Annotated in this window: 10 protein-coding genes; 7 read left to right on the forward strand and 3 right to left on the reverse strand. The window is 74.3% G+C overall.

Annotated elements, in window-relative coordinates:
* Positions 1 to 88 precede the first annotated feature (88 nt).
* Positions 89 to 850 (reverse strand): response regulator, encoded by a 762-nt coding sequence (locus BM314_RS10845; RefSeq protein WP_056533312.1) that lies wholly within the window; start codon positions 848 to 850, stop codon positions 89 to 91.
* 134 nt (positions 851 to 984) lie between these two features.
* Between BM314_RS10845 and BM314_RS10850 the strand changes: the two genes are divergently transcribed.
* Together BM314_RS10850 and BM314_RS30560 are read left to right on the forward strand one after the other, a co-directional pair.
* Positions 985 to 2739 carry an ATP-binding response regulator gene (locus tag BM314_RS10850; RefSeq protein ID WP_091978131.1) on the forward strand — a complete coding sequence of 585 codons (1755 nt, stop codon included), beginning with the start codon at positions 985 to 987 and terminating at the stop codon, positions 2737 to 2739.
* 19 nt (positions 2740 to 2758) lie between these two features.
* Positions 2759 to 2992: a hypothetical protein gene (locus tag BM314_RS30560; RefSeq protein WP_091978132.1), complete on the forward strand. Its 234-nt coding sequence runs from the start codon at positions 2759 to 2761 to the stop codon at positions 2990 to 2992.
* Between the two features lie 63 nt (positions 2993 to 3055).
* On the opposite strand, the gene BM314_RS10860 is transcribed toward BM314_RS30560, so the two are convergent.
* Together BM314_RS10860 and BM314_RS10865 are read right to left on the reverse strand one after the other, a co-directional pair.
* Complete coding sequence (locus tag BM314_RS10860) at positions 3056 to 3442, reverse strand: c-type cytochrome (protein ID WP_348272734.1); 387 nt, start codon at positions 3440 to 3442, stop codon at positions 3056 to 3058.
* Positions 3443 to 3723: 281 nt separating this feature from the next.
* A complete protein-coding gene (locus tag BM314_RS10865; RefSeq protein WP_091978134.1) occupies positions 3724 to 5115 on the reverse strand; it encodes an aminotransferase-like domain-containing protein in 1392 nt (463 codons plus the stop codon).
* Between the two features lie 205 nt (positions 5116 to 5320).
* On the opposite strand from BM314_RS10865, the gene BM314_RS10870 reads away from it, so the two are divergent.
* The 5 genes from BM314_RS10870 (at position 5321) to BM314_RS10895 (ending at position 12581) form a co-directional block, all read left to right on the forward strand.
* A complete protein-coding gene (locus tag BM314_RS10870; RefSeq protein WP_085986796.1) occupies positions 5321 to 5725 on the forward strand; it encodes a DUF983 domain-containing protein in 405 nt (134 codons plus the stop codon).
* A 280-nt stretch (positions 5726 to 6005) separates the two neighbouring features.
* Entirely contained in the window at positions 6006 to 7262 is a 1257-nt protein-coding gene (locus BM314_RS10880; protein WP_280142547.1) for an AAA family ATPase, read from the forward strand.
* Positions 7259 to 7711, forward strand: a complete 453-nt coding sequence (locus BM314_RS10885) for a hypothetical protein (RefSeq protein WP_139215632.1) — start codon at positions 7259 to 7261, stop codon at positions 7709 to 7711. Before BM314_RS10880 ends, BM314_RS10885 begins: the two co-directional genes overlap by 4 nt.
* On the forward strand, positions 7708 to 9621 hold the full coding sequence (locus BM314_RS10890) for a hypothetical protein (RefSeq protein WP_091978138.1): 1914 nt from the start codon (positions 7708 to 7710) through the stop codon (positions 9619 to 9621). Before BM314_RS10885 ends, BM314_RS10890 begins: the two co-directional genes overlap by 4 nt.
* A complete protein-coding gene (locus tag BM314_RS10895; RefSeq protein WP_091978139.1) occupies positions 9606 to 12581 on the forward strand; it encodes a hypothetical protein in 2976 nt (991 codons plus the stop codon). The genes BM314_RS10890 and BM314_RS10895 overlap by 16 nt, the downstream gene beginning before the upstream one ends.
* The last annotated feature ends 46 nt before the right edge of the window (positions 12582 to 12627 follow it).

Below are 12627 nucleotides of genomic sequence, written 5' to 3' on the forward strand. Positions count from 1 at the left end.
CTCCGTACCGCGGATATTGCTTCCAGCCAGATCTGGAGCGTGAATTGTTGCGTCACCCCATCACGACGCAACATTGATCCGGGTCGCATCAGTCTCCCTCGGGGCGGAATATGTATCCGAGGCCCCGCACGGTGCGGATGTAGCGCGGATTGCCGGGGTCCGGCTCGACCTTCTTGCGGATGCGGTTGATCCGTACGTCGATGGCGCGGTCGAACGCGTCCGGGTCGCGGGCGTCCGCGAGGTCGAGCAGGCGCTCGCGCGAGAGCGCCCGCCGCGGATTGTCGGCGAACGCCTTCAGCAGGTCGAATTCCGAGCGGGTGAGCGCCTGCTCCAGACCGGCATCGTCGCTGAGGCGCAGGGCGTCGAGCTCCAGCCATTTCGTGCCGAACCGGATGCGGCGCCCGCTCACGGGAACCGGGGCCGGCGCGGCGGTCGGCGTCTGCACGCGGCGCAGGACCGAGCGCACGCGGGCGACCAGCTCGCGCAACTCGCAGGGCTTGGGCAAGTAATCGTCGGCCCCGAGCTCCAGCCCGACCACGCGGTCGATCGCGCTCGCCGTGGCGGTGAGCATGATGATCGGGATCGCGGTCCGGGCCTTGAGGTCGCGCACGATGGAGAGCCCGTCCTCCTCGGGCATGTTCAGGTCGAGCACGATCAGGTCCGGGCTGTGGCCGGCGAGGTGCTCCCGCAAGGAGCGCCCGCCGTCGCACAGGACCACCGAGAACCCGTGGAGCTTCAGGTAATCCCCGACCATCTCGCGGGTCGCCGCCTCGTCGTCCACCACGGCGATCGACGGGATCGCCGCACCGCCGCGGGCGGCGCCGGGGGCGGGGCTGTCTGGTATGGTCATCGCAGCGGTGCGCACTTTCCGGGTTCGCTCTTGAACGAATGCAGGAATCGTATCGGCTCACGGTAGCGTGACAAGTTTTCAACACGATTTCTAGCGTAGTCGTCCGATTGCGAGCAGCATTTCAGGTCATAGCCATGGACGATGACACCCTCACGCTGATCCCTGACGACCTCGACGAGGCGCAGCCGACCGCGGGAGCCTGGGTGATCGCCGTGATCGACGACGATCCGGCCGTGCATGACGGCACGCGCTACGCGCTGGCGAGCTACACCCTCGACGGGCGCGGCCTGGAGATTCTCACCGCCCGTTCGGCCGCGGAGGCGCGGGTGCTGCTCGCCGAGCGCCGCGACGTGGCGGTGGTGCTGCTCGACGTGGTGATGGAGACCGACAATGCCGGGCTGGAGCTGGTGGACTACATCCGGCGCGAGCTCCGGCAGGAGACCGTGCGCATCATCCTGAGGACCGGCCAGCCCGGGCAGGCGCCGGAGCGGCGGATCATCGTCGACTACGACATCAACGACTACAAGGCGAAGACCGAGCTGACCGCCGACAAGCTGTTCACCAGCCTCACCGCGGCCCTGCGCGCCCATCAGCAGCTCAAGCGCCTCGACGAGACCCGGCGCGGGCTCGAGATCATCATCGACGCCGCGCCGATGCTCCTCGATCACAAGTCGATGCAGCGCCTGGCGGAGGGTGTCCTCACCCAGGTCGCCTCGCTCCTGAACGTCGCCTGCGCCGGCATCTTGGTCCTGCGCGAGACCGCCGCCCCGCAGGAGCGCTTCTGCGTTCTGGCCGGCTCCGGCTGTTACGGCCACTACGCCGGCCGCGAGCCGTGCTGGCCGCTGGAGGAGCGGGTGCAACCCCTCGTCGAACGCGCCTTCGCCGAGCGCCGGCACAGCTTCGGCGAGCACTGGTCGACCCTGTATCTGCACACGGCGAGCGGCAGCGAGATCGTCGCGCTGATCGAGGCCGACCGCCAGTTGTCCGAGACCGACCGGTCGCTCATCGCCCTGTTCACGAGCCGGCTGTCGATCGCCTTCGACAACGTCATCCTCTACGAGCGGCTGCAGCTGACCAACGCCGACCTCGAGCGGCGGGTCGTCGAGCGGACCGCCGAGCTGATCCGGGCGAATCGCCGGCTGGACCTGCAGCGCTCGGACCTGCGGCGCGCCAACAGCCTGAAGACCGAGATCCTCGGCACGATCGCGCACGATCTGAAGAACCCGCTGGCGGTCATCCTCGGCCGCGCCGAGATGCTGTCCGACCTGATCGACATGCAGGGCGACCGGGAGCAGATGCGGGCGCAGGTGCAGCACGTGCGCACCAGCGCCAAAGGGCTGACGACCATGATCGACAGCCTCATGGCCGACGCGATGAACGACGCCCTCGACATCAGCCTGCGCCGGGAACCGGTCGACCTCGCGGGCCTCGCCCGGGAGGTCTGCGAGGCCGACCGGCCGCTCGCCGACGCGAAGGACCAGACCCTGGTCTGCGAAGGCCCGGACGAGCTGTTCCTCTGCGGCGACGCCGAGCGCCTGCGCGAGGCCCTCGACAACCTCGTCTCGAACGCCATCAAGTACAGCCCGGTGGGCGGGGCGATCACGGTCCGGGTCAGCCGCGAGCCGGGCCCGCGCGGCGCGGAACTGATCTGCGCCGTCGCCGACCACGGGCCCGGCCTCTCGCCGGAGGATTCGGCCCGGGTGTTCGGGCGGTTCCAGCGCCTGTCGGCCAAGCCCACCGGCGGCGAGAACTCGACCGGTCTCGGGCTCTCGATCGTCCGTCGGATCGCCGAGCTTCACGGCGGCCGCGCCACGGCGGACAGCGCCGGTCCGGGGCTGGGGGCGGTCTTCGCGATCCGCTTCCCGGAAGAATCCGTCGGACTGATCTGAGGGATCGCCGGGTCAGTCCGTGCCGCCACGCGAGACGTCGCGCAATCCGGCGGCAGAGGAGCTTGACCGCAACGCCGCTCCGAGGCGGCCGATCACCGGGCGCGACCGCGAGGGGACGGCCGATGGCGACGCGCAGGATGACGAAACCGCGTCCGGATCCGACCGGCTCGTCGCTTGGTCGATGATCGCGGGTCTCGCACCGGCTCTGATCCAGTACGCGCACGGCGTCGCCCTGCCCGCGCGCTTCGTCTGACCGGCAGGACGATCCCGGCTCCGATCGCGTCGCGAAGGACGCGCGATGCCGCCGGGGAGCCGCTCAAGGCCGCGACGGGCGCGCCTCTGCGTCACCGTCCCCCGGTGACCGGGTCCGGAGATAGGCGATGAGATCCCCCCGATCGAGGGGATCGGGAAGGCCGTGGAAGGTCATGCTCGTGCCGGGCGCCAACTTCGCCGGGGCGGCGAGCCAGAGGTCCATCCGCTCCGGTGTCCAGACGCCGCCCAGCGCCCGGAGCGCCCCGGTATAGCCGTAGCGCCGGCTGTTGCTGGCGACCGGCTTGCCGAGCACGCCGTAGAGTTCGGGTCCGTTCCGATCGCCCGCCCCCGGGCTGATCGTGTGGCAGGCGGCGCACTGACCGAACAGCCGCCCGCCGCGCTCCGCGTCGGCCACCCGCATGACGTCGTCGAATGTCGGGGTCTCGCCCAAGGCGCGGCGGCGCTCCCGTCCATCGTCCGAGCAGGCTGATGCGAGCAGTACCAGCGCCAGTGCCGAGACGCGCGAGGGACGACGCGGGATCCGCGGGCGCGTCCGCCTGAGACACTGGAGCATCGCGTTCCCTTCGCGGTCAGAGGGGTCGGACCGGCATGGGTCGGTCGGCCGTTGGGGAGCGCGGCGCGCCGAGCACGATCCGGCCGACGACCGGGGCGGCGCGCGATCGGGCGGCGCAGCTTGGCCGAGCGCGCGAGGCTCGCGCCGCCTCTGCCGGCTCAGACAACGGTGGAGATCGCGCCGGGCGGGTGCGCCAGCAGCGTCGCGAGCAGGCTGAGGCCGTACCGGAGCGTCTCGGCGTCCGGCGCCGCGCCCAGGGAGACGCGGATCGCTTCCGGGGCGGCCCCGACCGCGAAGGCGTCGCTCGGGACGACCGACACGCCGAGCTGGCGCGCGTGGGCGCCGAACTCGCCGCGACGCCAGGGATCGGGCAGCCGGAGCCACAGATGGTGCCCGCACGGATGCGCCCAGACGTCCAGGTCCCGGAGCGTCTCGCGCGCGACCGCCTGCCTGAGCTCGTTCTCCTGCCGGATCGCCGCGACGATGCCGTCGAGTTCGCCCTCGGCGATCCATTGCGAGGCGAGCGCGGCCGTGAGGGGCGAGGCCATCATGTTGATGGCGCGCAGTTCGGCCGCCAGCCGCACCGCCTCGTTCGTCCCCGGGACCGCGACGTAGGCGATGCGCAGGCCGGGACTCGCGCATTTGGACAGCGTCGCGATGTGCCACGTGATGTCGCTCGCCTGGGACGCGATGGGAGCCGGCGCGTCGTGGGGCAAGGCGCCGTACGCGTCGTCCTCGATGATGGCGACGCCGTGCGTGCGGGCGATCTCGGCGATCCGCCGACGCCGGATTGCCGGCAGGGTCGCCGTGGTCGGGTTGTCGAGGGTCGGCACGAGGTACAGGGCCCGCGGCCGATCGGATCGGCACCGCTCGAGCAGGGCGTCCGGGTCGAGCCCCTCCGCGTCGCCGGCTACAGGCAGGAGGCGGACGCCGCGGCGCTCCGCGGCCATGCGCAGCCCGGGATAGGTGAGCGCCGGGACGCAGAGGGTGTCGCCCGGCTTCAGGACGGCAGCGAGCACGGCGGCGAGCACGACCTGGGCACCACCGGCCACGAGGACGCGCTGCATCGGGAGCGCCCCGAGCCGTTGACCGAGCCAGTGGGCCGCCGCCGCCCGGTCGGCGAGGTTCCCGGCACTGTCCTGGTACTGCATCCGGGCCAGGAAGGTGGACGAACCGGCCAACCGCGACAGACCCGCCTCCAGGCGCTCCGCCAGCCGCGCCGCCTCCGGCTGGGGCGGCATGTTCATGCTGAAATCGACGCTGCCGGACGGATCGGGCCTGCGCATCTCCCCGGCCGGCGAACGGGACGCCCGGACGAAGCTGCCCCGGCCCGCGGTCGCGTCGATCAGGCCCGTTCGGCGCGCCTCGTTGAAGGCGCGCGTGACCGTCGTGAGATCGACGTTGAGGTGCTTCGCCAGGGCGCGCTGCGGCGGAAGGCGCGCTCCCGGCGAGAGCCGGCCGGCCCGGATGTCCTCGGCCAACGCCCGGACGATGGCGAGGTACTTGGGCCCCGTGTCGCCGGCGATTGTCGGGCTCCAGGATTCCATCATTGACCCCTGTAATCCCACCACTGTATGCATACATTGAGCGTGCGGCCAGAGCGCTCAGTGTTCCAAACCGGCCGCGATCCGCCAGAAACCTGTCGGATGGCTCAGTCTCAACCGCGATTGTATGGCTTGATATGCCATACAATCGGCAGGCGCAAGGCCGGTCGATCAGGGATCGGCGCCGGCCTGTTGCTCAGGACCGTCGATGATGCAGAGGACCACCGACCAATCGCTCATGTCCGTCGGCCTGCGCTGCCGCTGCCCGCGCTGCGGGACAGGACGCCTGTTCGACGGCTTCATCACCCTGCGGCCGCGCTGCGAGGCGTGCGGGCTGGACTACGGCTTCGCCGATCCGGCGGACGGGCCCGCCTTCTTCATCATGATGACGATGGCGTTCCCCGTCACCGCTTTCGGGATCTGGCTGGAACTCACCTACGATCCGCCGCTCTGGGTCCACGCCGTGGTGACGCTGCCGCTGCTCCTCCTGGCCTGCGTGCCGATCATCCGGCCGCTGAAGGGGCTCTTCATCGCCAGCCAGTACATCAACAAGGCCGAGGAGGGACGCCTCGCGGTCCCGAAGGCGCCGGTCTCCGGTCCGACGTCGCGGGACTGACCGCGTCGCCGGTGCGTGCGCGCCGCCGCGATGGTCAGGCGGCGGTCGCGGCACGTTGACCGGAAGTCGACCGCCGGGCTAGCCTCGCGGAATCAGAGTATTCCGGGAGATCTCGTGGGCAGAATGTTTCGCCTGATCGTCCCGGCGCCGGGGCTGCGCGACGATAGTGGGAAGCGTGCACGGGCAGATTTGGCATCGCGGCGGATGCCGGTGATCGGGACGCGCGGCCGCGCAGGAAAGTCTTCGGTCCGGCCGCGCCTCACGTCACGGGACGGGCTCCGTGAGGCGCCCGCCGCCGGCTCGACGGCGCGGCGCGGGACGGCACCGCGACCGATCGCCCTGTCGCGGCGAGCGGGCCGAACCTGACGGGAGGGGGGTTATCGATACCGCCATCGCACGCCTGGAGCGCGCCATCGGCCGCGCGGCCCGCGGCCTCGTCGGGCGTCGCCACGTGGTGGAGCTGGTGCACCTCGCGCTGGTGGCGCGCGAGCATCTCCTGCTGATCGGACCGCCCGGCACCGGCAAGTCGGCCGCGGTGCGGGCCTGCGCCGCCGGGACCGGGGCGCGCTGCTTCGAGTACCTGATCGGGCGCTTCACGGAACCGGCCGAACTGTTCGGCCCGCTGGACCTCGAAGCCCTGCGCGCGGGCAAGCTGCGGCCGGACATCTCCGGCATGCTGCCGGAGGCCGAGTTCGCCTTCCTCGATGAGGTCTTCCTCGGCTCCACCGCGATCCTGAACGCGCTTCTCGGCGTGCTGAACGAGCGCCGCTACCGCCGGGGGCATTTCGACACCGCCGTCCCGCTGCGCTGCTGCGTCGGCGCCAGCAACGCCCTGCCGGAGGATCCCGGTCTCGCGGCCTTCGCCGACCGCTTCCTCGTCACGGCCTTCGTCGATCCCCTGGCCGACACCGACCTGGAGGCCCTGCTCGCCGGCGACCCGGTCGCGCCCGTCGAACCCGGCGACGGAGAGGCGCCGATGACGCTCGCGGAGATCGACGCCCTCGCCGAGGCCGCCGCGCGGGTCGACCTCGCGCCGGTCCGGCCCGCCTACGCGCAGGTGGTGCGCAAGCTGCGCGCCCGCGGCGTGCGGCTGAGCGACCGGCGCGTGGTGCGGGGCCAGTCGCTCGTCGCGGCGGCGGCGCTCATCGCGGGCCGGACGGCCGCGGAGGAGGCCGACCTGTGGCCGGTGATCCACCTCGTCCAGGACCGGATCGCGCAGGACGAGGCCCGCGACCTGCTGCGCGTCGAGCTCGGCGCCGCGGCGAGCCCCGTCCTGCCCGCGGCCGCCAAGGCGGCGGGCTACGGTCCGGCCGCACGGGCCGCGGACCTCGCCAGGGAAGGGGAGGCTCTGGCCGCCTCCGCCCCGGACGACCGCACCGCCCCCGCCTTCGAGGCCTGGCTGGTCCGCGCCGAATCCTTCCTCGTGCAGATCGACGCCGCCTTCGGGGCGGAGGAGCGCCCGCCGGCCCTCGCCGCGGCGCGGGACGCGCTGCTGACGCGCTGCCGGGCACCGGTCGCGGGCGTGACTCCGGCGTGATCCAGGATCCGGCGCGTCTTCCCCTGCGATTGATGCCGGCGGACGGCGGCTCGCCGGTGGGTCTGCGCCTCACCCGCAGCGACGCGGCCGGTCTCTTGGCGCGGATCGCCCCGCGGATCGGCCGCTACGCCACCCTGCGCCTGGCGCTGGCGGGCGGCGAGGCCGTCCTGTTCGCCCCCGACACGGGCTCGGGCCGGCCGGCGCTGCCCTGGTGCGCGACGCCGCTCGGGTGGCTGGCGGCCGACGGGCCGCTGCTCCTGCCCTTCGGGTGCCGCCTCGCCGTGCCGGCGCCCTGGCGCGCCGAGGTCGCGCGCCGCCTGCTCGACCGGCACGGTCTGGGCGGTCCGGCCCTGCTCGTCCCCGAGGGCGAAACCCTGCGCCTGCTCGACCTCGCCGGTTCGCGCGCCGTGCCGGACATCGATACCGGCCGCCTGGGAGAGGCGGCGTGAGCGCCGCGTCGACCGGTCCGCGGACGACCCTTCCGCCGGCGCTCGCACCGTGGACGGCGCTCTTCTCCGACATGGCGGAACCGGATCTGCGGATCCTCGCGGCGCTGGTCGAGGCGCTGCGGCCCCTCGTCGAGCGGGCCGACGGCGCGGGCGGGCAACCGCAGGGCGAGATCGACGGGCTGGGGGGCCTCGGAACCCGCGGCGGGATCGAGCGCCTCGTCGCCTCGGAGTGGCTCTGGCGCGACCTCGATCCGAACGCCTTCCTGCAGCGCGCGGCCGAGCGCGACCTGCTGACCCTGGAGCCGGTCTACCGTCAGGCGGCGGATGCGGGCGCCGTGCTGGTCGTGGTCGATGCCGGGCCGGAACTCCTCGGCGCCCCCCGCCTCGTGGCCTTCGCGGCGCTGCTCTGCCTGGCCGGCCTCGCCCGGCGGCGCGGCGCGCGCCTGCTCTGGGCCTCGACCGCCACCCCGGAGCGGCGCTGGCTCGGCGCGTTGAAGCGGTCCGACGCCGCGATCCTTCTCCGCGAGAGCGCCGCCACATCCCTCGACGCGGCCGAACTCGAACGGGTCCTGGCCGAGCCGGTCGCGACCCGCGCGGCCGGGCGGCCCGGCGCCAGCCTCTGGCTCATCGGCGGGTCCGACCTGCCCGAAGCGGCGCGACCGTGCCGGCGGATCACCATCGTGGAGCGGCCGCGTCTCGGGCCGGACGGCCTCGCCGTGGCCGCCGACTTCACCGTGCTGGACGCCACCGGCCCTGTCGCCGCCGCGCGCCTCGACCTCCCGCCGGAGCGCGAGACGGTGGCGCTGTTGCGCGACCCGTTCCGGCCCCGTCCGGCTCCCGGACGCCCACCACCCCGGCGGTCCGCGCCCGACCGGAGCGCGGCGCCTCCGGACTGGGCGCCCCGCGGGCTGGCCTTCGCGCCCTGCGGCGAGCACCTCTTGGTGGCGCGGCCCGACGGCATCCTCATCGTCCCCGTCACCGGCACCTCCGGCGCGCTGCGCCTGCCGGTCGCACCCCACGAGCGCCTCGTGGGGCTCGCCGTCGGCCGGTCGCGGATCCGGGCCGCGTGCCTCAACGTCTACGCCGACGACGCGCGCCTGACGCTCCGCAGCTGGACCTTCGACCGCTCGGGCGCCGCTGCGACGCTCGACCGGCGGATCCCGCGGGACCATCCCCTGGTGTGCCGGCGCCTGCCGAAGGCGGTTCTGCCGCCCCTCGGGACGCTGAAACGCCGCAACCGGTCCTGGCTCCTGGCGGCCGACGGCACGGCCTTCCTGGTCTCGGAGACGCGGCTGATCGACTACGCGCCGCTCGCGGGCGAACTTCCCCTCGCGGTCACGCCCGCCGGTCTGCTGATGCGCGATCGCGCGGACGGAGTGATCGCGCGGCGGCCGTCCGACGGGAAGGTCGTGGCGCGGTTCCCCGGCCGGGCCGGATCGCTGCGGCCGGGCGGCGGCCTCACCCTCTGCGCGGTGCGCGGGCAGCCCACCCTGGGGATCGAGCAGGCGGGCGGGCACTGGCACGTGGTGAACGCCGCGGACGGAGCGGTCGCGCACCTCGGGCCGCAGGGCCGGATCATCGGCATCGTGCCCCCGTACGACGGCGTGCGCGCCCAGGCCGTCGGAAGCCTCCTCGCCCTCCATCTCGACCGCGACGAGGCGGGCTCGGTGCGCCTGACGTTCCGGACCCCGGACGGCGCGGCGGCGTGCGATCCCCTGACGCTTCCGGACGCGACCCTCGAGGCGGTGCGCGTCGCCGTCGATGCCGATGCCGTCCCGTGCATCGCGGCCGCGCGGTGCGACGCCGCGGGCTTCGTCGACGCTCTCGCCTTCGGCCAGCTCGACCGCGGATGGTCCCACCTGAGAGATCTCGGCGCGTTCGCGGAAACCGTCCCGTGCCTGGGCGCCTGAGGCCGCCGCCGGTCCCCGATGCCCGGGAGCCGCTCGCGGCCCTGCGCCCGCGCGGCTGGATGCATGCCGGCACGATCCCCCTCGACGGGATCCTGATGGCGCGCGGCTCCGCGGGGCCGGACTGGCGCGCCCGGCTCCTTCCCTGGCTCGAGCACGCCGCGGAGGTGCGATCATGCGGCGATCGCGTGCTCGTGCTGTTCGCCGCGCCCGTCACGCGGGACTGCGCGGCCCTCGGACCGGTCCTGCCGGTCGTGCGCAGTGCCGGGATCCTGACCGCCGTACCCCTCGCCGAGCCGGAGCCGCCCGTCGCCGCGGCCCTGCGGGACCATGTCGTCCACATGACGGGGGGACGCCTCGCCGCCGAGCCGCTGGCGGCCTTCGCCAGTCTCGACATCGCCGGTTGGTGGGATCTCGACGCGATCGCGGTGCATCCGGCCGAACGCCTGCCGGTCCTGCGACCGGCGCCGCCGGCACGCCGCCTCGTCAGCGCCCCCGCCCTCGTCGCCGACGCGGACCCCCTCGCGCCGGTCCGCGACGCCGCGACCCGGCGGCCGCGGCGTCGGACGAAGCACGTCCTCGGCGATCTCGTCACCCGCTTCCGGCGCCTGATCGGCGGCGCGTTGGGGCTCCTCTGGACCGCCTACGTCGTCCTGCTGGCCTCCATCATGGTCGGCGCCATGGTGCTCGGCTTCGCCGAGAACGTCCGGACGACGGCGGAGCAAGGGGCCGCCGCGGCCCACTGGGGCAGCCTCGCGCTGCCGGTGCTGGTCCTTCTCGTCCTCGCGTGGTTCGCGTTCCGGCGCCGCGGAGCGCGGGCCGCGCGTGAGGGCGCCGCGCCCTCGGCCAGCCCGCCCGCCGGAACCGGCAGCGGGCGCACGCCCATCTGGCGCCGGGCGGCGGCGTGGCTCGCGTGGCGCTCGCCCTACGCGGCCCATCTTCGCCGCCTCTATGCCCGGCGGCTCACCGAGGTCGAGCGGCTGTTCGCGGCGGGGCGCGTCGACGAGGCCCTGTACCGGGCGATCGGTCTCGGCGGCGCGGCGCGGCGCGGGAGCGCCTTCGCCGACCTGCCCCTGACCGGGCCCGGGCTGCGCAGGAGCCTCGACTTCGATCTCGGGCCGCAGCGGGCGAGCGGACTGAGCCTCGCGCCCGCGGACGAGATCCGGCTCGCGGCGCTCTACCGCGCGCAGGCCGTGGCGATGGCCGGACGCGGCGACACGGATCGCGCGGCCTTCGTGCTCGACAGCCTGGTCGGGAACCCGCACGAGGCGGTGCGCCTCCTCGCGGAATCCGGGCGCCTGGAGACCGCCGCCCGTCTGGCCGAGGCGCGCCGCCTCCCGCCCGCGACGACCGTCCCGCTCTGGTTCCGGGCGGGACAGACCGAGCGGGCCCTGGCACTCGCCGCCCGCCACGAGGCCCACGCGGAGCTCTGGAAGGAACTCGGGGCCGACGATCCGTTCCGACCGGTCCTGGCCGAGGCCTGGGCCGCGCGCCTCGTCGGGATCGGCGCCCTGGATCGCGCCGCCGCGGTCACCTTCGGCCTGCCGGCTCTGGCCGAGCGGCGACTGGACTGGATCCGGCAAGCCCTCGACGCCGAGACGCCGGTGCCGGCCGCGCCGCTCGCCCGGGCCCTGCGCGCCCTGCCCTGGGAGGGACGGGACGGCGACCGGCTGCACGCCGCCTTCGCGGACCTGGTGAGCGCGACCGGGGCCGAGGCGGCGGCGCGCCGGAGCGCGGTGGCCGCGCTCCTGCTCGACGCGCAGTTCGAGGGCGGTCCGGAGCGGCCGCCGACGCCCGCCTTCGCGCTCCTCTGCCGCGGCCTCGCGCGCCGCCTCGCCGCGGATGACGGTATCCTCGGCCACGATGCGGAGCGCGCCCGGCTCGCCGGGCGCCTCGCGGAAGCCGGTGGACAGGTCGCCCTGCGCCAGCATCTCCGGCAGCTCAGGACGCGCTCCGCACCGGCTGCCTCCCGCGTGACCAGCCCGCTCGTCGTCCCGGACGGCCCGGCGCTCGCCGAGATCGCCGATGCCGCGCTCCTGTCGGGCGGGCGGCTGCTCCTGGGCTACCGTTCCGGTCTCGTGCGCCTCCTCGGCCGCGCCGGCCGCGAGCGCTGGCGGGGACAGGTGGATGGCCTGACGGGCTTCGCGCGTCTCGGCGCGGGCGACCGGGCCCTCGTTCTGCGCGAGACGCTCGAAGGCCCTGACGTCCAGCTCTTCGACGCCGGCACCGGACGGCTCCTGCCGCTCGGTCCCCTGCCGATCACGCACTGGCATGGTCAGGCGGACGAGACCGGCTGGCTCGTCTTCGACGGGGAGGCGCTCGTCCGGCTGGACACCGCCTCGCTCCTCGGTCGCGCGGGCGGCGCGCCCGGCTCCGACGGCGCCCTGGCACACCATTGGCGCCTGCCCATGACCGAACCGGGCCGGCCGCTGCTGCTCGCTGCCTTCGCGGACGCGAGCACCCTGATCTACGCCCGGCACGACGGCCTGATCGAGTGGTGGTGCCTGTCCTCCCGCACCCTTGCGGTGACGTGCCGGTTCTGGACGCCGCCCGATCGCGGCGTCGGCGTGCTCGGCCTGACCGAGGCCGTCGCCTGGTCCCTCGAGGGGACCGGCGCGCATCCGCACCTGCGGGCGCATCCCCACGCTTTCACGACGGCCTCCCGGGAGCAGGAGCGCGCGTTGATCGAGGCCGCCGCGCGCGCGGAGCCCGCGGATCCGCCGCGCCTCGTCGCGGCGGAGAACGGCCGCCTCTGGGCCGCGACCGCCACCGAGGAGGGGACGCTCTGGGCCAGCGTGCCCGGCGCGAACCGGATCCGCGGACCGGCCGTCCTGTGGCAGGGCAGCGGGAGCCTGCGCGCGCGCTTCGCTCCCGAGGGCGACGCCGCGGCCGTCTTCGACGGGCGGGGTCGCCTGATCGTGTTCGAGACCGTCACCGGACAGGTGATCCTGCGCCTGATCTGACCGGCCGGGCGCGCGCACCGCCTTGGGCACGCGACACCATCCGGGC

The organism is Methylobacterium sp. 13MFTsu3.1M2, from assembly GCF_900112625.1.
Taxonomy (GTDB): Bacteria; Pseudomonadota; Alphaproteobacteria; order Rhizobiales; family Beijerinckiaceae; genus Methylobacterium.